General features: G+C 46.3%; 16 protein-coding genes. 13 read left to right on the forward strand and 3 right to left on the reverse strand.

The genetic code is table 11. The features are described from left to right. Positions 1–35: 35 nt before the first annotated feature. The gene (locus LZG94_RS02075) at positions 36–1,283 is read left to right on the forward strand and encodes an efflux RND transporter periplasmic adaptor subunit (protein WP_215234297.1); all 1,248 of its coding nucleotides are present in this window, start codon (positions 36–38) and stop codon (positions 1,281–1,283) included. An 80-nt stretch (positions 1,284–1,363) separates the two neighbouring features. Here the strand turns inward: LZG94_RS02075 and LZG94_RS02080 are convergent, their stop codons facing one another. Next, positions 1,364–1,723 (reverse strand): four helix bundle protein, encoded by a 360-nt coding sequence (locus tag LZG94_RS02080; RefSeq protein WP_233790319.1) that lies wholly within the window; start codon positions 1,721–1,723, stop codon positions 1,364–1,366. Between the two features lie 89 nt (positions 1,724–1,812). On the opposite strand from LZG94_RS02080, the gene LZG94_RS02085 reads away from it, so the two are divergent. The 10 genes from LZG94_RS02085 to LZG94_RS02130 all read left to right on the forward strand — a co-directional run bounded on the left by LZG94_RS02085 (position 1,813) and on the right by LZG94_RS02130 (position 18,584). Further along, positions 1,813–2,490 (forward strand): ABC transporter ATP-binding protein, encoded by a 678-nt coding sequence (locus LZG94_RS02085; protein ID WP_233790320.1) that lies wholly within the window; start codon positions 1,813–1,815, stop codon positions 2,488–2,490. A gap of 60 nt (positions 2,491–2,550) precedes the next feature. Next, positions 2,551–2,988 carry a hypothetical protein gene (locus LZG94_RS02090; protein WP_233790321.1) on the forward strand — a complete coding sequence of 146 codons (438 nt, stop codon included), beginning with the start codon at positions 2,551–2,553 and terminating at the stop codon, positions 2,986–2,988. A 12-nt stretch (positions 2,989–3,000) separates the two neighbouring features. Continuing rightward, positions 3,001–5,430 carry an ABC transporter permease gene (locus LZG94_RS02095; RefSeq protein WP_233790322.1) on the forward strand — a complete coding sequence of 810 codons (2,430 nt, stop codon included), beginning with the start codon at positions 3,001–3,003 and terminating at the stop codon, positions 5,428–5,430. Positions 5,431–5,622: 192 nt separating this feature from the next. Next, positions 5,623–8,004, forward strand: coding sequence for an ABC transporter permease (locus tag LZG94_RS02100; RefSeq protein WP_233790323.1), 2,382 nt, complete (start codon positions 5,623–5,625; stop codon positions 8,002–8,004). 66 nt (positions 8,005–8,070) lie between these two features. Further along, positions 8,071–8,310, forward strand: coding sequence for a hypothetical protein (locus LZG94_RS02105; RefSeq protein ID WP_233790324.1), 240 nt, complete (start codon positions 8,071–8,073; stop codon positions 8,308–8,310). Then, positions 8,304–8,615, forward strand: a complete 312-nt coding sequence (locus LZG94_RS02110) for a type II toxin-antitoxin system RelE/ParE family toxin (RefSeq protein WP_233790325.1) — start codon at positions 8,304–8,306, stop codon at positions 8,613–8,615. The genes LZG94_RS02105 and LZG94_RS02110 overlap by 7 nt, the downstream gene beginning before the upstream one ends. A 178-nt stretch (positions 8,616–8,793) precedes the next feature. Beyond that, a complete protein-coding gene (locus tag LZG94_RS02115) occupies positions 8,794–11,253 on the forward strand; it encodes an ABC transporter permease (RefSeq protein ID WP_233790326.1) in 2,460 nt (819 codons plus the stop codon). Positions 11,254–11,257: 4 nt separating this feature from the next. Next, positions 11,258–13,672 carry an ABC transporter permease gene (locus LZG94_RS02120; protein WP_233790327.1) on the forward strand — a complete coding sequence of 805 codons (2,415 nt, stop codon included), beginning with the start codon at positions 11,258–11,260 and terminating at the stop codon, positions 13,670–13,672. Positions 13,673–13,714: 42 nt separating this feature from the next. Then, positions 13,715–16,129 carry an ABC transporter permease gene (locus LZG94_RS02125; RefSeq protein WP_233790328.1) on the forward strand — a complete coding sequence of 805 codons (2,415 nt, stop codon included), beginning with the start codon at positions 13,715–13,717 and terminating at the stop codon, positions 16,127–16,129. A 79-nt stretch (positions 16,130–16,208) separates the two neighbouring features. Next, positions 16,209–18,584 (forward strand): ABC transporter permease, encoded by a 2,376-nt coding sequence (locus tag LZG94_RS02130; RefSeq protein WP_233790329.1) that lies wholly within the window; start codon positions 16,209–16,211, stop codon positions 18,582–18,584. Positions 18,585–18,586: 2 nt separating this feature from the next. On the opposite strand, the gene LZG94_RS26505 is transcribed toward LZG94_RS02130, so the two are convergent. Then, entirely contained in the window at positions 18,587–18,982 is a 396-nt protein-coding gene (locus tag LZG94_RS26505) for a type II toxin-antitoxin system VapC family toxin (protein WP_409013234.1), read from the reverse strand. Further along, the gene (locus LZG94_RS02135) at positions 18,983–19,255 is read right to left on the reverse strand and encodes a DUF2281 domain-containing protein (RefSeq protein ID WP_233790330.1); all 273 of its coding nucleotides are present in this window, start codon (positions 19,253–19,255) and stop codon (positions 18,983–18,985) included. A 172-nt stretch (positions 19,256–19,427) separates the two neighbouring features. On the opposite strand from LZG94_RS02135, the gene LZG94_RS02140 reads away from it, so the two are divergent. Next, entirely contained in the window at positions 19,428–19,796 is a 369-nt protein-coding gene (locus tag LZG94_RS02140; protein WP_233790331.1) for a hypothetical protein, read from the forward strand. 218 nt (positions 19,797–20,014) lie between these two features. Further along, positions 20,015–22,456: an outer membrane beta-barrel family protein gene (locus tag LZG94_RS02145; RefSeq protein WP_233790332.1), complete on the forward strand. Its 2,442-nt coding sequence runs from the start codon at positions 20,015–20,017 to the stop codon at positions 22,454–22,456. Positions 22,457–22,460: the final 4 nt, after the last annotated feature.

A 22,460-nucleotide genomic window follows, 5' to 3' on the forward strand; every position in this document is an offset into this window, starting at 1 on the left:
GCACCAATAACAACGGTTTCTCCGGAGGTTCATCAATGGATAAAATAAAACCAAAGAAATTCTGGACAACCCAGCGTATCGGTATCATCGCCGGCAGCACATTGCTGGTCGCTTTTCTTGTATACCAGTTTTTTTACGCCGACAAGCGCAGCAAGCTGAATGTAGAACAGGATAAACTCACCGTATCAACAGTGAAAACGGGTCGTTTTGATGAATTTATCGTGGTAACCGGTGTCGTTCAGCCACTCAAAACCATTCAGCTGGATGCGATCGTGGGCGGTTATGTGACCGAGAAACTGATCGAAGGCGGTAATATGGTGAAGCAGGGGGACATTCTTTTAAGACTGGAAAACCAAAACCTGAAACTCAGCTTCCTGCAATCAGAAACAGAAGCGAGCCGACTGGTGAATGATCTTCAAAATACTCGCCAGGGACTAAAAATAGCCCGGTTTAACTTGCAAAAAGCATTAAGTGATCTTGATTTTCAATTGGATCAGGCGAAAGATGCACACGATCGGAATGTGAAATTGTACAAGGATAAAGTGATCCCGGAAGCTGATTTTCTTAAAACAAAAAGGGACTATGAAAAGCTGGTACGTCAGCGCGAGATTGAGATAGAATCGCAGAAATACCAGGAAGAAAACTCGAGAATGACCATCACGCAACTGGAAGGAACATTGGCGAATACCCAGAAAAACGTGAGCTTGTGGCGACAAACTTTGGATAACCTGGTTGTAAAAGCGCCGGTTTCAGGCTTGCTATCTTCCATGAATGTTGAAGTCGGCTCGAATATCAATCAGGGTCAAAATATTGGTCAGATCGATGATTTGAATGGTTTTAAAATGCGGGTAAGTGTGGATGAACACTATATTTCACGGATTTTTGCCGGCTTGCAGGGTTCTATGGAATTCAATGGAAAAGATTACGGATTGAAGATCATTAAAATATTCCCCGAGGTACTGAGCGGCCGTTTTGAAGTGGATATGCAGTTTGACAAAGGGGCGCCGGAGCTGATCAAAAGAGGCCAGTCCGCACCGATCCGCCTGCAACTGGGCCAGCCTTCGCAGGCTACATTGCTACCTGTTGGCGGCTTCTTCTCTGAAACTGGCGGTAACTGGGTATACGTAGTCGGCGAAGACGGCAAACGCGCCGCCAAACGCAGCATCACCCTGGGCCGCAAAAACCCCGAATATTTCGAAGTACTGGAAGGATTGAAACCGGGCGAAAAAGTGATTACGAGTTCTTATGAGAATTTTGGGGAGAATGAGGTTTTGGAGTTTTAGGGGAAGGGAGGAAAGGGAGGATGGAGGAAAGGGAGGATGGGTGGATGTAGGAAGGGTGGGAATGAGGAACGTTGAGGGATTTAGAAGCTGGCCTCTCTTGTTTTGATTAGGTTTTGGAGCATTGCAGAAATGATTTGGGTCTTGTTGATTAGTTCGTTTCCTTTTTGCTCTGCGATGATACCAATGCCCATAGCAATATAGATTTGAGTTCTTAGTTCCCCTGATGAGCCTTTTGCAATTCTTAAAAACCGTATAAACTCTTTATTGTAATGACGTTCAAATCCTTCGGCTACATTAGAAGCAATCGATACAGCAGATCGGCACATTTGGTCTTTCAAAGCGAAGTCCCGACAACCTGCAAGCGACTCATACACCAGAATGGACAGTGAAAGGCTGGCTTGCCAGATTTTTAAATCTTCGAATTTTTCAACTTTTGACATACATAAAAAGGAATGGTACAAAGAGCAAGGTAGCCTAAAATTTCCTCCCTTTTCTCCTTCCTCCCTTTCCTCCAAAACAAAAAAAACCAATGATCAAAATTACCAACCTTCATAAGATCTTCTCTACGGAGGAGGTGGAAACTACGGCCCTGAATGGGATTGACATGGATGTCAAAGATGGCGAGTTTGTGGCTATCATGGGACCTTCCGGATGTGGCAAATCTACATTGCTGAATATCCTTGGCCTGCTCGATAACCCGAGTGAAGGGTCTTACGAATTTTATGGCACAGAGGTGGCCAAAATGTCTGAACGCCAGCGTGCGCAGATCCGGAAAGGGAACATCGGTTTTGTATTCCAAAGCTTTAACCTGATCGACGAACTCACTGTTTATGAAAACGTTGAGCTTCCATTGCTTTACCTGAAAACGCCTCCGACCGAGCGTAAGGAAAAAGTAGAAGCGGCATTGGCCCGAATGAATATGATGCACCGCAGAAACCACTTTCCCCAGCAGCTTTCAGGTGGGCAGCAGCAGCGTACTGCCATAGCCCGGGCGGTGGTGGCTACGCCGAAAACAATACTTGCCGATGAACCGACAGGTAACCTCGATTCTAAAAACGGGGAAGAAGTGATGAACCTGCTCAGCCAGCTCAATGCAGCAGGAACAACGATTCTTATGGTAACGCACTCGCCTTACGATGCCGGTTTCGCACACAGAATTGTCAACCTGTTCGACGGAAAAATCGTGACGGAGAAGGTGCATGTTTAGATGGCAATTAGCTAATAGCTAACAGCCCCAAAGCCCTAATTCATTTAGCCAAATTTAACCATGAAAAAGATCCTTACCCTTATGCTGGCGTGCACCAGCGCATTTTCGCTCGCTCAGAAAAAAAGTACGCTGAGCCGCTGTATCGACGGGGACCGCATTACAATGGCGTCGCCAAAACCTATGTTACCCCCCGCTCCGCCAGTTCCTATGGAGCCGGAAGTGTATGCTTCTGTCGATATGACACCGGAAATACCCTGGTCAGGAGATAGCCACGGCAGGACATTTCAAGGACTGGATTCTGCCGGCTACCGCAAACACGTGAAATTCAATCCGCAGACTGGTGAGCTGTTTCTTCAATATCATTTCAAAAAGAATGACGAGGAATTCGTTTACGAAAAAACCGTCAATGCGGCTGAAAAGTCGGATACCGAGCGTCAGCGCATTATCGATCGGTTTGAAAATGAAATAGAATTGCCGGGTAAGGGGATGGAAATGTAACGGGAAGAAACTATGCTTCAGAACTATCTAAAAATCGCGTGGAGGAATCTTCGTAAACATAAGTTCTATTCATTTTTAAACATTTTTGGCCTCTCGCTTGGTCTGGCGAGCTGCCTTCTGATCACGCTTTATGTGATCGACGAGCTGAGTTACGACCGCTCTTTTTCGGATGCTGACCGCATTTACAGGGTAAATTCAGATATCCGTTTTGGCGGGGCAGATATGAAGCTCGCCGTTGCGCCAGATCCGCTGGCTTTTACATTATTGAAAGATTACCCGCAACTGGAAGCTGTTGCGAGATTGCGGGAAGACGGAAGTTACCTCGTGCGCAGGAAAAGCTCGACCGAAAACCTCAGAGAAGACGTCGTAAGCTACGCCGACTCCACGTTTTTCGATGTATTCTCAATTCCCCTCATTGCCGGAGATGCAAAGCGCATTCTCAGAGAACCGTTTACGATGGTCATTTCTGAGCGGCTGGCAAAAAAATATTTCGGCTCCGAAAACCCGATTGGCCAGATCCTGGTGCTGGACAATAACCTCAACTATACAGTTGCGGGCGTAATGGAGAACATTTCCGAGCATTCGCATATGTCGAAACTGAATATGCTGCTGGCAATGACTGTAAACTCCGAGAGCCGGGCAGACAATTGGGGAAGCCACAACTTTCTGACTTACCTGAAACTGAGGAAAGGTGTAAGTGCCGCGCAGTTTGAAAAGAACTTTGAAACCATTCTTCAAAAATATACCGGCTCGTGGGTCAAACAGATCATGGGAGCCACTCTGGATGAAATGCGGAAGTCGGGCAGTTACATTAAATATACCCTCATTCCACTGACCGACATTCACCTGCATTCAGACCGTAAAGCTGAGATCGGTGCGAACAGCAATATTCAATATGTATACATTTTTGCAGTTGTGGCTATTTTCCTTTTGGGAATAGCCTGTGTTAATTTTATGAACCTGGCCACGGCGCGCTCTGCCAATCGTGCCAAGGAAGTAGGAGTTCGTAAGGCGCTGGGATCCAGGCGGTCGTATCTGATGGGACAGTTCCTGACCGAAGCGATCATGCTGAGCTTTTTCTCCCTGCTTTTTGCGATGATATTAGCTTATGCGGCACTTCCTTTATTCAATAATCTGGCTAACAAACAGATCGGGTTTCCATTTGAGAGTGTATCTTTTTGGATGATTGCATTACTCACAGCAGTTGTCGTGGGCGTTCTGGCTGGCAGTTACCCTGCTTTTTTCCTGTCTGCATTCACGCCGCTGAAAGTTTTGCGAGGCGCCGTGGAACAGGATGGGAAAGGGGGATATCTGCGAAATGCGCTGGTCGTATTTCAATTTATGGTTTCGGTCATGCTCATTATTGGCACCGGCGTCATTTATAATCAGCTGAACTATATTCAAACTAAAAAACTGGGCTATTCCAAAGACCAGGTACTGATCATCAAAAATGCTTATGCGCTTGACACCAAGGCCCGCGCATTCAAAGATGAAGTAGCGCAGTTACCCAATGTGCAAAGCAGCACATTAACGAGCTTTTTGCCTACTCCTTCGTCCCGCACAGACAATACATTTTTTCCAGAGGGAGAAATGCAGCAGGAAAAGGGGATCAGTATGCAGCGGTGGGCGGTTGATTATGATTATGTCAAAACGCTTGATCTGAGCATGAAGTCGGGCCGTGGTTTTGAAAAGGAATTTCCATCCGACTCTTCCGGGATCATCATCAATGAAGCTGCCGCTAAAATTCTGGGTTTTAAAGATCCGGTCGGTAAGCGTATCTATGATCTGCTTATGGATTCTACCAATTCAAAGAGAACGTATACTATCCTGGGTGTTGTAAAAGACTTCCATTTTGAGTCACTCAGAAAGAATATCGGAGCGTTAAGTATGGTACTGGATCGCAGTTACGGGTTAGTGGCAATAAGGCTTAAAGCCGCGAACTATCCACAAACCGTCGCGCAGGTGGAGGCATTGTGGAAGCAAATGGCGCCTGGGCAGCCGTTTAACTACCGTTTTATGGACGAAGACTTTGACAACGAATACCGGAGCGAGCAGCGGGTAGGGCAGATATTTATCACATTCGCGGTTATCTCGATTATTATCGGGTGCCTTGGGCTATTTGGCTTGTCGGCCTACACCGCCGAGCGGCGAACCAAGGAGATAGGTGTGCGTAAAGTGCTGGGTGCCAGTGTTTCGAACATTGTCACATTATTATCCAGAGACTTTTTAAAATTAGTACTGATATCAATTATTATCGGCAGCCCGATCGCCTGGTACGCGATGAACACCTGGCTAAAAGATTTTGCCTATCACGTTGAAATTTCGTGGTGGATGTTCGCCGCAGCCGGCCTGCTTTCCATCCTCATCGCATTGCTAACCGTCAGTTTTCAAAGCATCAAAGCCGCACTGACGAATCCGGTGAAGAGTTTGAAAAGTGAGTAGGGGGAGGAAAGGGAGGATGGAGGAAAGGGAGGAAAGGAGGATGGAGGAAGGAGAAAGGAAGAATTTAGCGAAATAAATTATTCTGTGTTAAATTCCGTAGTCTCTCTTTTTTCTTCCATTGTCCGTTCCTCTTTCCTCCCTTTCTCCATCCTCCCTTTCCTCCGTTCCTCCTTCCTCCCAATTTTAAAAACAATGCTAAAAAACTATCTAAAAATCGCGATTCGGACGCTTTGGAAGAATCGGTTGTTTACTGCTATTAATTTTCTGGGTCTGTCGCTTGGGCTGGGCAGTGCTGGTGTGCTGATCCTGTTTATACAGCGCGGGGTCACTTTTGATACCTTCCATGAAAATAATGACCAGATCTATTTTGTGCAGACTGAAACAAAGGGCGAGCGGTATAATGCGACTGTCCACCCGATCATGCAGCAGTTGATCAGGACTTTCCCTGAGATAGAAGCCGGCACGCATTTTCAGGGTTGGAACGATGTGTGGCTCACTTATAAAGGCAAAAATATTCAGGGGAATACCAAATATGTGGATTCCAGTTTCTTCGATATTTTTTCTTTCAAACTAAAATACGGAGACCCTAAAACTGCATTCAAGAGCAGACAATCGATCGTAATTAACCAAAAAATAGCACTGGCACTTTTCGGTGACAACAACCCGGTAGGTGAAACGGTTTCGGTAAGTGATACACTCAATTTCACGGTAACTGGCGTGCTGGACCGTGTTCCCGAAAACTCTTCCATGCAGTTCGAAGTATTAGTGCCGATCTCGCTTTTGGAAGCTAATGAAGGTTTTCGAAGTGGCGCCGACTGGTACAATACCTTTTCCTCGGTGTATCTGAAAATCAAAAAGGGGACGGATATTGCAAAGCTGGAAGCGCAGTTCCCCCAATTTGGAAAAACCCACTTTGATCCCGCCGCAGGTGAGCGGCAACTTCGCATTGAAAAGTTGGAGAACTTCATTCACTATGATAATCCGGGCTTCAAATGGATGATCTACGGAGCAATAGGGATCGTTATTTTTATCCTGCTGATTATCAGCATTAATCTGATCAATCTGAATACTGCAATCGCATTTACGCGGGCAAAAGAAATTGCAGTTCGAAAGGTTACCGGCTCCAACCTAAAGCAGATTCTAGTGCAGTTCTGGACCGAGTCGGCAATTGTTCTGATCGCGTCGCTTGCATTTGCATTGATCCTGGCCGCCTCTTACCTGGTACCCCAGTTCAACGAATTCAGGCAGGGCCGGATGCAGCTCACGTTGAGTTGGGAGCAGGATTACATGACTGTGATCGCGCTTGGCGGTATTATTACGTTTATCGCTCTCATCGCAGGCACTTACCCGGCGGTTTATCTCAATCGGCTGGACTTGCGCGACACGATCAAAGGCAAGCTTTCCAATAAAACGCATTCCCGGAACTGGTCGAGGGGAACGATGATCGTGGCTCAGTTTGTGATCGCTTTCGCACTGGTGATCGGCGCGATCGTGGTGCGTAAGCAGGTGAGTTTTATGCGCGAAGCGAAAACCGGTTTTGATAAGGAGAATGTGGTTGTGGTGCAGTCGGATCTGGAATATAGGGACACAAAATCGGCCTCGATCCAGTTCAAATCCATTTTGAATGAGCTGCGTCAGGATTCGCGGGTGCAAAGCATTGCCACTTCTGCGGTGGTACCTTCCAAGTATTGGAGTAATTACAACACTTATATGGCCGATGGAGCCGCTGGGGCTGAGGTTCGTATCAAACACTCAGGCACGGGGCCGGGCTATTCTAAAACCTACGGAATCAAGATGCTGGAAGGTCGCGATTTTTCGGAAGAGATCGACAAGGACGGGAAAAATCTGCCGGTAGTTATCAACGAATCGGCTATGAAAGCGCTGGGCTGGAAAACGGCTGTCGGGAAGCGTATCAGGCAAAAAAGTAATCCGGAAGTGTACACGATCATCGGTGTGATGCAGGATTTTCATTATCAGGAGTTGAAAGAAAAAATAGAGCCGCTATTGCATTGGTACAATGGCCCCGCCGGATTGAGCAGCTACCTCAGTATCAGGCTGAACGATATCGGACAGGCCAAAAGCGTATTGGCTGGACTCGAAGGTAAAATGAAGAAAATCCCCGCCAGAAAGCCCTTCGGCGCATTTTATATGACTGATGAAATTAGCAGACAGTATAACCATCTCGACGGTATTTGGAAAATGGTCAATTTCGTGGCTATCCTGGCAATTGTGATTGCACTGGCCGGTATTTTTGGCCTGATCACGCTCGCTGCAAATCAGCGCATGAAAGAAGTCGGTATTCGGAAAGTACTCGGTGCGTCGGTTCAGGAAGTTACGTTTTTGCTTGCGAAAGACTTCGTGATCCTTGTACTGATCGGCATTGTAATCGGCGTGCCAGTAGCTTACAGCTTCGAGAGCCGCTATCTGGAAACCTTCACCTACCACACGCGCCTCGGTTGGTTTACTTACTTACTGGTCGGCTGCACGGCACTGTTATTAACATTTCTAACCGTAGGTTTCCAAAGCATCAAAACCGCAGTAATGAATCCGGTTGATAGTTTGAAAAGTGAGTGAGGAAGGGAGTTGGAGATTTAAATTGGTTTTAGTTAAATTGAGTTGTTTTTAACAGACAAACCAGACATGGAGGCACAAACTATTGATTCACAAATATTGAAATATCTTCCTTTGCTGGGGGAAGACGAAAAGCAATCCTTGTTAGGTGTGATCAAATCTTTTTTGAGTCTGAGGAAAGATGGCAAGTCGACAGGAACCGCTTTTATATTAGATTATAACAGAGAACTGGACGAGGCACTGGCAAGAATAAATGAGGGTAATTTCATGACACAGGAAGAAGTTGAAAAGCAGTCAGCGGAATGGTAGACGAAGCTTACACTGTGGTTTGGGATAAAATAGCAGTGAGTCAGTTACGCGAAATCTATCTCTATATTCGAAATAGTTCTTATCAAAACGCAACTTCTGTCAGAGACCAGATAATCGAAAATGTCAGTAAGTTGAAGGCTAATCCGAGAAGATATAATGCGGATAAATTGAGAATCGACTGTAATCCAGATTTTCGGGCATTTGAAACTCAAAAGATCCGAATCTCATACTACATTAACGAAAGCACTAAGACCGTGAATATCATCCGTGTGAGGAGCGTCAGGCAAAAGCCGTTCGATCACTGATATTGATAAATTCATCCAAGTCCAATTGTGAACAAAAGTGTCCGAAAGCGGACACTTTTTTAGGTTAAAAATGGGCTTAAAGAATTGATTTATAGTCAGTTATTGCGGATTAGGTCGGTCTGGTATAATAATTCATTCAGGTTAACTGGATTTGCAAACGACGCTCTATCTATTAGCCATGATCAAAAATTATTTCAAAATCGCTTGGAGAAATCTGCTGAAAAGCAAGATGTTTTCGGGCATTAACGTTTTCGGCTTGTCAGTCGGGATGACGTGCTGCATGTTGCTGCTGCTGTACATTCTCAGCGAAATTTCCTTTGACAGGCACCACGAACACGCCAAAGACCTGTACCTGCTCCGCAGCGAAAACGTGCAGCCTAATGGTGAGAAAATGGATAACCCCCGCGCGCCTTCGCCGTACGCACAGGCCGTAAAAGCAGAGTTCCCCGAAGTGGTTCAGGTAACCCGGCTTTGGCAGAATTTCCTGGAAGATAAGACTTTACTCAAAGTTCAGGGCGAAGGGAACAATGCCAGGGCCTTTTACGAAACCAAAGGTATTCACGTAGATTCTACTTTCTTTGACGTCTTCACTTATGATTTCATCGAAGGCGATGCCAAGACTTCCATGCGCGACCCGCATTCGATCGCATTGTCGGAGGAAGTAGCAAAAAAGCTGTTTGGTAATGAATCCGCGTTGAACCAAACCATTCAGGTAGGGGGCAAAACCGGCAATAACGAGAATTTCAAAGTGACCGGCGTTTTTCGTGACGAGGCAAGGCGCTCGCACATCGATGCACGCTACTTTATCCCTATGCAGGCGGGCTGGGTAGGAACATACCTCCGGGAGTCGGAGCAGAATTTTACCAATAACAATATGTTTTACAGCTATTTGAGACTGCGTCCGGGCACAGATCCCGACAAGTTCAGCAAAAAGCTGCCTGCATTCATCGACAAATACGCCCGCGCCGATCTGAAATTTGCAGGGTATGACAAAAAACTCGCGTTACTGCCGGTAACCGGCATCCATTTGTTCAGCCTGATCGACAACATTGTGACGCCCACCACCAGTACAACTTATCTGTACGTGCTGGCTTCCATTGCGATATTTACACTATTAATAGCCTGCATCAATTTTATGAACCTGGCCACTGCGCGCTCTGCAAAACGGGCGGCGGAAGTGGGAATCCGGAAAGTGTTGGGCGCAGGTAAAAATGGGCTGATCGGCCAGTTCCTGGGGGAATCAATGGTACTTACCTTCGTAGCGCTCGGGCTCGCATTCGTGTTCGTACTGCTATTTTTACCGTTTTTTAATCAGCTGGCAGATAAATCGCTACTGATCAGCGACCTGCTGGATCCAAAGATCATTCTCGCATTTGTAGTACTCGCATTGCTGACCGGCGTTATTTCGGGCAGTTACCCCGCCTTTTATCTTTCACTTTTTAATCCGCTGGATGTGGTGAAAGGTAAGTTCGTCAATTCGGTTTCGGCGACGACTTTGCGGCGGGGTTTGGTTGTGTTTCAATTTGTGATCTCAATCGGTCTGGTTGTGGGCACTTTGGTGATCCAGGAACAGATACGTTTTATGCACGAGCAACCGCTGGGATTTAACAAAGATCAGCAGATCGTGATACCTTTCCGCAGCGACGAATCCCGGAAAACTTATCCCGCATTGCGTAACGAACTTTTACAAAATAACCAGATCACGGCCGCCGCGGGCACTTCTTATTACCCGGGGATCATCAATCCCAGCGACATGAGCGTCTATGTTAGTGGCCGGCCGGTGAAGGAAGACGGACTTGTGAAAACGAACTGGGTTGCGCCGGAATTTATGAGCACGATGGGCTTCAAGCTGGCGGCGGGCAGGATGTTTTCCAGCCAGTTTCCTGCGGATACCAATATGAAAATCGTGGTCAATGAGGCTACGCTGAGGAAATTCAATATCCCGCTCGAAAAGGCGATCGGGCAGAAACTGAGCTTCGACGATCGGTACGATAAACAAACAAAGGGTATTGAGATTATTGGCGTAGTGAAGGATTTTCACTTCCAGGATTTGCACCAAGCCATTGAACCCTATGCATTTTTTCTTCAAAATGAACCCGTTCACAACTATGTGATCGCGCACGTCAATACCAGCGATGTTGCCAAAGTTTTACCTTTTATCGAATCAAAATGGAAGAGGCTGAACCCGGACGAGCCCTTTACTTTCAGTTTCCTGAATGAGGATTTTCAAAGGAATTATACAGCCGACGCCCGCACTTCGCGGATCGTTAATTCATTCACGGTCATTTCAATTCTGATCTCCTGCCTCGGTCTTTTCGGACTGGCGGCATTTGCTGCGCAGCAGCGGATCAAGGAAATAGGGGTCAGGAAGGTGCTGGGGGCTTCTATCGGCAGTATCGTCGGTTTGCTTTCCGGTGATTTTGTTAAACTAATCTGCATTTCAATCATAATCGCCACGCCGCTGACGTGGTATGTAATGGACAAATGGTTGCAGGATTTTGCCTATAAAATCAGTATTCAATGGTGGATGTTTGCGCTGGCGGGCATACTGTCGGTCGTCGTCGCCATGATCACAGTAAGTACCCAGGCTATTAAAGCCGCTATGACAAATCCGGTGAAGTCACTCAAAAGTGAATAGGATCATGAAAAAAAACTACCTTAAAATCGCGCTTCGTAACCTTTGGAAAAATAAGGGTTATGCTATGATCAATATTGTTGGCCTTTCGGTGGCTTTCTGCATTAGTGTCTTTCTGTTTCTCACAGCCTATTTTGTGCTTTCATTTGATAAGTTCCACGCGGATAGAGACCGGATCTTCAAGACCTATTTTTTCGCCAATGAGCCTCAGAAAGCGAGAAAAGCAGGTTCTATGCCGCACCCGCTTACGCCCGCTTTGAAAGCAGAATTCCCTGAAATTGAGGGAGCCGCACGAATTTTAAATGGCGAGTATGTGGTGGTTTACAAAGGCAAATATTTTGATAAGGATATCAAATACACCGACGCTGACTTTCTTAAAATATTCTCTTTTCCCCTTTTAAAAGGCAATGCAGGCTCTGCGCTCAGCGATCTGAGCAATATTGTGATCAGCAGGAATATGGCTGAGAGTATTTTCGGTAAGGAAGATCCGCTGGGCAAGGCGCTTCAGCTGGGGATGGATGCCAATAAGAAGCAATACATCGTCACCGGAGTGCTGGCCGATTTTCCCGAAAACTCTACGATAAAATATGACGCGTTCATCCGTGTGGAAAATGCAGGCGGCTACCAGCGTGAAAAAGACCAGTGGGACGCGCATTCGCACGCGGTCTTTGTGAAATTGAAACCAGGTATCGACAAAGATGCTTTCGAACAAAAACTGAAACCTTTTACCAAAAAATACTTCGCCGAAAGCTTTGCCTCTCTTAAAAAGCAAGGCGCCAAGCCCGACGAGAAGGGAGATATTTTTGCGCTAAGGCTAATGAAACTTACCGACATTCATTTTGATTCAGATATGTCTGGCGGCGCGCCGATCGGGCTGGTGTATGCATTGATGGCGATCGGTACGTTCATTTTGCTGATTGCTAGTTTCAATTTTATCAATCTCAATGTGGCGCGCTCATTTATCCGGGCCCGTGAAGTGGGGGTGCGTAAATCGCTTGGTGCATTGAAGCAGCAGCTATTTTTTCAGATCTGGGGAGAAGCCGGCATCATTTGTCTGGCCGGTTTTCTAGTAGGGATGACGCTGACGATTCTGCTTCTACCTACATTTAACAGCACCTTTCAGTCGAAATTGAACCTTGACTATATTCTGCAGCCGGGCACGATATTGCTCGTTTTCGGCCTCTTTTTGTTCGTAGCGTTGATTGCGGGCGGCTATCCGGCGTGGCAGATGTCGCGGTTCAATGCAGTGGAGGTTTTGAAAGGGAAGGTTTCCATGAAAAAGCCAGGTTTGTTGCGTAACTCGCTCATTGTAGCCCAGTTTACATTATCAAGCCTGCTGATCTGCTGCACGATTATCGCGGTACAGCAGGTGGATCATTTGAAAACACAGCCGCTCGGATTTCAAAAAGAGGAGGTGATCAGTATTCCGGTTGGAAATAAGGTCGACGGTCAGCAGGCATTGCGTCGCCTGCGAAATCACCTGAAAGACGATCCGAGCATACTAAGCATGACGGGCAGCGGTGTAAATCTGGGAATAGGAGCGGATCGCAGTTCGTCCCGGAGTGTCCTCGGATTTACATTCAACGACCGCGAGGTTTCGACGGACTGGCTTCACATTGATTATGATTATCTCAAAACACTCAATATAAAACTACTGGCCGGCCGCGAGTTTGATCCCACGTATTCCACTGATTCGATAGGCCGCGTGATCATTACCGAAAGTATGGCAAAAATGATCGGTGAGAAGGATCCGGTGGGTAAATTCTTCCAGACCGACACGGCGGGTATCAAACATCAGATTATCGGCCTAGTTCCGGATTTCAATCTCTATTCTTCCAAAAACGAGAAGAAGCCGATTACCATGTACATTTCACCGTCGGGCCCGATCAGCTATATTTTCGTGCGGGTGACACCGCAAAGTCTGGCGACTTCGATGGAGAAGTTGAAGGAAGCCTGGAAAGAAATAACCCCGGAATCGGAGTTTACCGGCAGCTTCGTGGATGAGAATACGAACTCCTGGTATCGCGAGGAAGAGCGGCTTTCGAAGGTTTTCAGTCTGGCTTCCGGCGTGGCGATTATGCTGTCCTGTCTAGGCTTATTTGCAGTCGCATTGATCGTGATTGAGCAGCGGACAAAGGAGATCGGTGTTCGTAAAGTGCTGGGAGCGAGTATTTCGAGCCTGGTTCTGGTATTGTCAAAAGATTTCGTAAAGCTCGTAATAGTAGCAATTGTCATCGCCTCGCCTCTGGCCTGGTTTGCTACGCAGGCCTGGTTGGACAATTATCCATACCGGATCGAGATCAACCCGATGATTTTCGTTTTCGTAGGATTGGCAGCAATTGTGCTGGCAGTAGGAACAGTGAGTTTTCAAAGTGTAAAAGCCGCATTGATGAATCCGGTAAAGTCGCTTAAAAGTGAATAGTAGGCATGTAGCTTTTAGCTAACAGCCAAAAACCATCCAGCCATGATCAGAAACTATCTCATTACTTCATTCCGCAACCTGCGCCGGAACTGGAATTTTACAATTATCAATATGACCGGCCTAACACTGGGGCTGACGTGCTGCCTGCTGATCTTCTTTACGGTCAGGTATGAACTCAGCTTTGATACGCATAACAAGCATATTGACAGGGTTTACAGGCTATCGATCCATAATAAGGCGAATGGAGAAAAAGGGTATATGACCGGAATGCCGCTGCCGGTGCTCGCCGCACTCAGAAGTGATTATCCGGAGATAAAAAACCTGGTAACCTACATTTATGGTATCCGCGAGGTACTGGTGACGATCGGCGAGGGAAAGAATCTTAAAAAGCTCACTTCGCCCTCTTATGCATTAGGTTTTGTCGGACCTGAGTACTTTAATCTGCTGGATTATAAGTGGTTAAAAGGCTCTCCGGCTACTTCGCTCAGTAATCCCGGGTCAGTGGTTTTGACGGCAAGTCAGGCGACAAATTATTTTGGTCCCGGGAATGCAATGGGCAAGACGATCCGGGTGGATAACAAAATGAACTTTGTAGTAACCGGTATCATCCAGGATCCGCCGGTAACAAGCAGTTTTCCTTTTACGACGATGCTCTCATTTTCGTCACTCAAAGAATATGGTGCTTTTACGAGCTGGGACGATTGGATAAGTACCTACGGCGGCGGACAAATGTATATGCGGCTTCCTGAGAATATGACCGAGCAGCGTATGGAGCGGAATCTGGCGGATTTGAGTAAAAAATACAGAGATCCGAAAGCTGCGGCCGAGACTGACCTGGTGCTGCTGCCTGTGAAAGACATGCATTTCTTGACGAATATGCAGAATTACGCCGGCCGGACAATCAGCAAAGGAATGATCTGGTCGATGGTATTGGTTGGCATATTTATCCTGATCACTGCGTGCGTCAACTTTATCAATCTGGCTACGGCGCAGGCTTTGAGACGTGCGAAGGAAGTGGGCGTGAGGAAGGTTTTAGGCAGTACGCGCGGGCAGTTGCTGCGTCAATATTTCTCGGAAACAGGTGTACTGACGTTTGTTTCGGTATTGCTGGCACTTGTTCTGGCGCAGATCGCGCTGCCAGGTGTTGCTGAAACCTTGAATATCAGTTCGAAGGGTGTCATGTTTTTCGCTGATCCGTCGATCCTCGTGTTTTTGCTGATCATGGCGGTTGTGACGACTTTCCTGGCCGGTTTTTATCCTGCGCTCGTGGTTTCGGGATACCAGCCGATTCTTGCATTAAAAGGTAAAATGAGGGCTTCTGGCGGCGGTCAGGCGAATTTGAGGAGAGGGTTGATCGTACTTCAATTTACGATTTCGCAGGTTGTGCTGCTGGGTACGCTGATCGCCTACATGCAAATGAAGCATTTCCGGACGATGGATCTTGGGTTTGTGAAAGACGAAATTGTGAATGTGCCTGTACCCGAGCAGAATCCCGGCCAGCTTGAAAAGCTGCGTGCCCAGCTTGAAAATGAGCCTGGTATCAAAAGTATGAGTTTCAGTTCATTTACACCGATGTCCGGTAGTAACTGGCAGACTGCCTTTACCTTTGAAAATGACACGGAACTTCTTGATTTCGAGGTAGTAATGCGGCCAGCCGATACTTCTTATGTGAAAACTTACGGCCTCGCGCTGGTAGCCGGCCGGATGTACCTGCCAGCAGATACGATCCGGGAATATGTGATCAATGAAGCTTTTGTTCAAAAGCTGGGGTTCAAAAATCCGGAAGATATACTTGGTAAAAGGCTTACGATCGGTGGCTCCGATCACAAGTTGCCTATTGTGGGCGTGGTGAAAAATTTCAATACGTATAGCCTGCATCGTGAAATTATTCCGTGTGTGTTGACGAGCCTGCGAAGCAATTACAGCACACTGGGAATGAAGCTGGCAGTGGGAGCAAGTCCGGCGCTGATCAGCAAGATCGAAAATGTATGGTCGGCCACGTTTCCGGATTATTTATTCAAATACACTTTCCTGGATCAGACCTTGAACAGCTTCTATCAAAAAGAGGAGCGTTTGTTCGAACTCTTTAAAATACTGGCCGGTATCGCCATTTTTATCGGCTGCCTCGGGCTGTACGGTGTAGTTGCATTTATGGCGGAATCCCGTACTAAGGAAATGGGAATTCGAAAGGCAGTAGGCGCGTCTGCACTGAATATCTTTGGCTTATTTTCCCTGGATTTTGTCAGGTTGGTGATGGTTGCTCTTGTGATTGCATCGCCGGTTGCGTGGTATTTTATGAGTGAATGGCAGCAGGATTTTACCTATAAAGTAAATGTGAGCTGGTGGATTTATGTACTGGCAGGCATATTTGCGATTGTCGTAGCTATGATCACAGTCAGCTTTCAGAGCATCAAAGCGGCGCTCACTAATCCGGTAACTGCGTTGAGAAGCGAATAAGTTTTTGTGCCTGGCTTTGTGCATGCAACTTCCAGGTAAAAAAACAATCTGTTAGATATGATTTTAAACCCTATTAGCTGTGATCAGGAATTATCTTAAAATTGCCCTCCGGAACCTTTCCAAAAACAAGGTTTACTCTTTTATTAATATCATTGGACTGGCAGTTGGTATTGCTGTCGCCATGCTGATCGGGCTTTGGGTGTGGGACGAATTGTCGTACAATAAATATCATAAAAACTATGACAGGGTAACGCAGGCGTGGATCAACCAGACTTTCAACGGTCAGACGTTCACGGGGACAGCGGTTTCTATCCCGGCTGTAACCGAAATGGCCACGAAATATGGTTCCAATTTCAAATTTACCTCGCTCGCGTCCTGGAATTATGGGCATTTGCTGGCGAATGGAGATAAAAAAATCAATAAAACGGGGATGTTCGCGGAGCCTTCGCTACCGGAAATGCTTTCTTTAAAAATGATCAAAGGCGATTACAGCGCGCTCAAAAATCCCGGTTCCATTATGATTTCAGAGTCCCTCGCCAAATCACTTTTTGGAAACGAGGAAGCGCTCAATAAGACCCTGCAACTAGATATCAAGAAGAATGTCAAGGTAACGGGGATTTATGAAGATATTCCCTTCAACTCTAATTTCCACGAATTGTACCTGATCCTGCCGTGGAACGATTATCTGCAAGCTGAAAATTGGGTGAAATCGGCGCAGCAGGAGTGGGGCAACCACTCGTTTCAGTTTTTCGCACAGGTGGCGGATAACGTCGATATTGCAAAGGCTTCGTTGAAGATCAGGGACGTGGAAATGCCGCACGCGTTTTCCAAAACGGACAAGCCCCAATACTTTTTACATCCGATGAGCCGCTGGCATTTGTATTCCGATTTCAAAAATGGTCAGAATGTAGGAGGCGGTATCCAATTTGTGTGGCTGTTTACGATCATTGGCATTTTCGTACTGCTGCTGGCTTGTATCAACTTCATGAACCTGAGCACGGCGCGTTCGGAGAAGCGCGCGAAAGAAGTGGGGATACGCAAATCGATCGGTTCTTTGCGGAGCCAGCTGGTGTTTCAGTTTCTAAGCGAATCGTTTCTGGTGGTTTGTTTTGCGTTGATCCTGGCCGTTTTATTTGTGCTCATTTGTTTGCCCGCCTTCAATGAATTATCCGGAAAGCAGGTCGAATTTCCATTCCTTTCTCCGCAATTCTGGCTCGCGCTGATCGTTTTTTCGCTGTTCACCGGGTTGGTTTCGGGCAGTTACCCCGCATTCTATCTGTCTTCTTTCAACCCTTTGTCTGTACTTAAAGGGACGTTCAAAGTTGGGAAATGGTCGGCTGTCCCCCGGAAGGTGATGGTGGTGATGCAGTTTACGGTTTCTATTACTTTGATTATTGGTACGATCATCGTTTTTCAGCAAATCCAGCACGCCAAAAGCAGACCGGTCGGGTACGACCGGCAGGGACTATTGCAGATCGATATGTCGCCAAATTTGTATGGAAAATACTACCCGCTGCGCGACGACCTGATGAAAACGGGCGTCGTGCACGAAATGAGCGAATCTTCCAGTCCGACTACCAGTATCAATTCCAATCAGATCGGTTTTGAATGGGACGGAATGGAAGCTGGCTCGATGCCGCTTTTCGGCACGATCGCCTGTACCCACGATTTTGGAAAAACAATAGGGTGGAAAATCATTGACGGACGGGACTTTTCGCGGGATTATTCTACGGATACTTCCGCTTTTGTGCTCAACGAAGCTGCTGTGAAGTTGACTGGAATCAAGGATATTGTCGGCAAAACGATCCGTTACAATAAAAAACCAATGCAGGTAGTGGGTGTGATCAAGGATATGGTGATGCAATCACCGTACGAGCCGGCTGTGCCTACCATTTTTATGCTTAATTATGAATGGGCTAGTCTCATTAATGTCAAGCTGCTGCCCGGCAAGCCGGTTGATCAGGCATTGAAAAAAGTAGAAGCAGTGTTCCGCAAACACGATCAGGATTCGCCTTTTGCATTTAAATTTGCGGATGATGAATACGATGCGAAGTTCAGAGCGGAAGAGCGGATCGGAAAACTGGCGCGGGTATTTGCTGTGCTGGCGATCATTATTTCGTGTCTGGGATTGTTCGGACTTGCCGCATATACAGCAGAGCAACGCACAAAGGAAATCGGTATCCGCAAAGCGCTGGGCGCCAGTGTGGCGCAAATGTGGGCGATGCTGTCCAAGGAGTTTATCTATCTTGTTCTGATATCCTGCGTCCTCGCTTCACCAATCGCCCTGTATTTTCTTAGCGACTGGCTTAAAAGATATGAATACCACATCGAGCTCAGCTGGTTCGTATTCGCAATTTCCGCCTTCACTGCCATTTTAATCACGCTGTTAACTGTCAGTTTTCAGGCTATTAAAGCGGCACTGACGAATCCTGTGAAGTCGCTGAGGAGTGAATGATTTCACCAGATAACCTGGACTATTGTGCTGTAAAAGCGAAATTTCGGGTCTACGGAAATTAATTGGTATCCCTCGGTGATTGCTGTCGCTAGGATCATCCTGTCAAAAGGGTCTTTGTGATTACCAAATATTGGAAGTTTCTGATAAAATATCGTGTGATCTTGTGATATACCAACCGTCGTTATTCGATTAAAAGTTGATTTGGCAATGGTGTCTGCAAGTGAATCAGGTAGTATTAGCTTTCCGATTGTAAGTTTGACTGAAATCTCAAACCAACTTGTCACACTAACATAAACATCGTTATCAACCGCCTCGATAAGACTTTTTGTCTTTCTCGAAAGCTTCGCATTATCTTCTAGAAACCACAATAATGTGTGTGTGTCAAGTAAATATTTCATTTACATATATTCTTTGAATTCATCCAGAGGTTCGTCAAAATCATCTGACATAATTATTTTTCCACTCAATATGCCAGCCACTCGTTTCGTCAGTGGCTGCTCTAATTTTATGTCTTCAAAAAAAGTGACCACAACCTCTGTTTTTTTATTGACAGGCGGGATTTCCATTAGCGTCACCTTACCGTTCTCGAAAATTCCTCTTACAGTGGTTAGCATAGCTTTATTGTTTTGCTGATAATCAAATATACAAAATACTAATAACTGAAATTTCATACGAGCATCGGCAATGGACTAACGGCAGCGTTGAACTTCCCATTCGTCGATAAAAATTACCAGACGGTCTGTTGATTGGTGCAGTTCGCAGATTGGTGGTTAGAGCGCGTTAAACGCACGGGCGAAATCTCCCTCTAACCACCATAAACGAACAAATTAAACATTAGAAACCATGAAAAAGACCATCTTAGCAATCGCAACAATAGTAACATTGACCATCGGAAACGGCTTCGCACAAAGTTACAGAGGACACCAGTCGCCGCGCGAAAACGCCAGAATGGAGAATGCTTACGAGGAGTTCCAGATCAACAAGCTGGACAACATCGTGAAGCTGACCCGCAAGCAGGAAAATCAGATCAAAAGGATCGAGAACAAATATGATCGCCTGGCGCCGCGTAACCAGAGAGCTCACACCTACCAGGGTGCAATGAGATTGGAACAACAAAAACAAAAAGAGATCCTTTCAGTTCTCAACCCGGTGCAGCGCCAGCGCCTATTCGCTTACCAGAATGCGAGCAGAAGAGGTAATTGGAGAGGATAAGTAGTAAAATTTAGCCATGAAAAATACATTAGCCAGGTCGTAGAGATCTGGCTAATTTTTTTGCATTAAGGCAATCTTCTATTCTTTAAATTTCCTTTCAAACCTGCAAATGCACCGCTCATCACGAAACAAGGATATTTCCATATAGTACCTTGCATAACAAAGTACCTTACTATACATTTGTTCTCTGCATCTATTAGCCATAAAAATAAAAAGCCATGAAATCGTTACTATTATTCCTACTGTCGCTCTTACTCTCAGGGTTGATCTGCATTCAGGATTCTTTGGGGCAGTCTGTACTTTCCGGCCGTCAGGTCAGGGGTATTGTCACCGATTCACTGAGCGGCAAGTCGATGGATTTTATCACAGTGAATTTACTGGTAGACAAGGTTATTGCTGTAAAAGCCGATTTCACCAAAGAAGATGGAAGTTTTGTTTTTGACAAATTAAAACCAGCGAACTACACGGTCGCGATCGTGGGAGTAGGCTACGGTGCCAAATTGCTGACCGCCGATCTGAGCGACAGTACCCAATCCGTGATCGATCTGGGCCGCATTAAGCTGAGCCCGAATACCGTTGGATTGAAGGAAGTGACGGTAACGAGTGTGAAACCTATCGTTCAACAGGAAGTCGACCGGATTTCTTATGACTTGCAAGCCGATCCGGAAAGCAAGATTTACAGTGTACTCGATATGATGCGCAAAGTGCCTTACCTGGCGCTCGACGGGGACGATAATATCCAGCTGAAAGGGAATACCGATTTCAAGATCCTGATCAACGGAAAACCTTCGAGTATGATGGAACGGAGCTACAAGGAAGTGCTGAGAAGTATGCCGGCCTCGTCTATCGAGCGCATTGAAGTGATCACTACGCCGCCAGCCAAGTACGATGCCGAGGGGCTTGCCGGGATTATCAATATCATCACCCACCGTAAAATCGACAACGGTTATAATGGTACAATCACCCTCAGCGAGCGGTTTCCGGTAGGCGGCCCGGGCGTGGGAGGTACGTTTGCTGCCAAACTCGGTAAGGTCGGTATGACGGTTTTGTTGGGCGGGAGCCAGTACCGCACACCGTCGACCGTGAATGGGGTGAACCGGAGTACTTTCGGCGAGCGCAATACCAATATGTTTCAGGAAGGATCGTCGCGGTCGGAGAATAACAGCGGCTATGTGGGCTACGAGATCAGTTATGAGATCGATACGCTGAATCTGCTGAGCGCGCAGTTCAATATCAATGGAAGCTATTCGGATGGTTTGGGTTATCAAAGCTCTCGTTTAAGCGGAAACGGTAAAATTCTGGAAGCTTACCGGATCAATAACGACAACAATGGAAATGGAAACGGAATGGATGCGGCGGTCAATTTTCAGCGGACTTCCAAAGCGGATAAAGGCCGGTTGCTGACCCTTTCCTACCGGTATTTTGGATTTAATAATAAACAAAAAAACAACCTGGATATTACTGACCAGGTCAATTTTGAGCTTCCTGATTACCGGCAGGTAAATGACCAGGGATTTTCGGAGCAAACGTTTCAGGTGGATTACGTTTATCCCGTCAAAAAGCTGAGTATTGAAGCAGGTTTAAAGGGGATTATGAGAGATAACCGCAGTGATTTTCAATATGAAACGTTCGATCCGGAAACTGGTCAGTATCTGATCAATAAAGATATGAGCAACAAGTTCAGCAACATTCAAAACGTTTTCGGCGCTTACAATACGTATCAGTACAATCTGAAAAAGTGGTCACTGAAAGCGGGCGTGCGGATTGAGCAAACGATCGTGGATGCAGATTTTATTTCAACCGATTCAAAGGTGCGCCAGAACTATTTTAATGTGATCCCGTCGGTATCGGTGAACCGGAAATTGAAGAACAACAATGCGCTAAATCTGGGTTATTCGCAGCGCATCCAGCGGCCGGGTATTTGGCAGCTGAACCCGTTTATCGACCGATCTAATCCTAGTTTTGAAAGGACCGGGAACCCCAACCTGCGTCCTGCCTTCGTCAATGACATTTCTCTGAATTATAGTTTGAACAAAAAAGTTTCTGTGAATGCAGGCGTGGGCCTCACTGCATTTCGCGATCTGATCTTTGGTGTGGCTGTTTACAATCCTGAAACCAATATCACCCAAACTTCTTTCGAAAACTCAGGTACCGCGCGGCTTATCACGGGGATGCTGAATGCCAATTATCCGATTACCAAAAAATGGAATTTCAGTCTGAATGCGAGGGTGGCGCACGGAAAGGTGAAGGGGACGGTGAATAATATACCGGTTACTAATCAGGGTATTATGTCGCAGGTATCGGCATCGACGGGTTATCGTCTGGAAAAGGATTGGCGGCTCAATGCGAACCTGAACGTAAATGGCCGGAATATCAATTTGCAAGGCACTAATAATGCTATGACCAGCTATTCATTTAGTATCAGCAAGGATATTATGAAAGATAAATTATCGCTTTCTGCCGCCGCCAATAATCCTTTCACGAAGTTCAGGAACTGGCGCAGAGAGACTTACGGCCCTGATTTTAATCAACTTGACTACCGGAGAGATTACTTCCGTACATTCAATTTCAGCCTCAACTACAAATTCGGTAAGCTGAAAGAGGCGATCAAAAAGAACAAAAGAGGAATCCGCAACGACGATGTTCAGAATGGAGGTTAAAGGG

Source organism: Dyadobacter sp. CY343 (assembly GCF_021390335.1).
Classification (GTDB): Bacteria; Bacteroidota; Bacteroidia; order Cytophagales; family Spirosomataceae; genus Dyadobacter.

Bases quoted from the DNA above. Each gene is read 5' to 3' on its own strand.
- LZG94_RS02110 (WP_233790325.1), top strand. From the start codon at position 8,304: ATGGTAGACGAAGCTTACACTGTGGTTTGGGATAAAATAGCAGTGAGT.
- LZG94_RS02145 (WP_233790332.1), top strand. From the start codon at position 20,015: ATGAAATCGTTACTATTATTCCTACTGTCGCTCTTACTCTCAGGGTTG.
- LZG94_RS02095 (WP_233790322.1), top strand. From the start codon at position 3,001: ATGCTTCAGAACTATCTAAAAATCGCGTGGAGGAATCTTCGTAAACAT.
- LZG94_RS02090 (WP_233790321.1), top strand. From the start codon at position 2,551: ATGAAAAAGATCCTTACCCTTATGCTGGCGTGCACCAGCGCATTTTCG.
- LZG94_RS02075 (WP_215234297.1), top strand. From the start codon at position 36: ATGGATAAAATAAAACCAAAGAAATTCTGGACAACCCAGCGTATCGGT.
- LZG94_RS02115 (WP_233790326.1), top strand. From the start codon at position 8,794: ATGATCAAAAATTATTTCAAAATCGCTTGGAGAAATCTGCTGAAAAGC.
- LZG94_RS02105 (WP_233790324.1), top strand. From the start codon at position 8,071: ATGGAGGCACAAACTATTGATTCACAAATATTGAAATATCTTCCTTTG.
- LZG94_RS02125 (WP_233790328.1), top strand. From the start codon at position 13,715: ATGATCAGAAACTATCTCATTACTTCATTCCGCAACCTGCGCCGGAAC.
- LZG94_RS02085 (WP_233790320.1), top strand. From the start codon at position 1,813: ATGATCAAAATTACCAACCTTCATAAGATCTTCTCTACGGAGGAGGTG.
- LZG94_RS02080 (WP_233790319.1), bottom strand. From the start codon at position 1,723: ATGTCAAAAGTTGAAAAATTCGAAGATTTAAAAATCTGGCAAGCCAGC.
- LZG94_RS02140 (WP_233790331.1), top strand. From the start codon at position 19,428: ATGAAAAAGACCATCTTAGCAATCGCAACAATAGTAACATTGACCATC.
- LZG94_RS02135 (WP_233790330.1), bottom strand. From the start codon at position 19,255: ATGAAATTTCAGTTATTAGTATTTTGTATATTTGATTATCAGCAAAAC.
- LZG94_RS26505 (WP_409013234.1), bottom strand. From the start codon at position 18,982: ATGAAATATTTACTTGACACACACACATTATTGTGGTTTCTAGAAGAT.
- LZG94_RS02120 (WP_233790327.1), top strand. From the start codon at position 11,258: ATGAAAAAAAACTACCTTAAAATCGCGCTTCGTAACCTTTGGAAAAAT.
- LZG94_RS02100 (WP_233790323.1), top strand. From the start codon at position 5,623: ATGCTAAAAAACTATCTAAAAATCGCGATTCGGACGCTTTGGAAGAAT.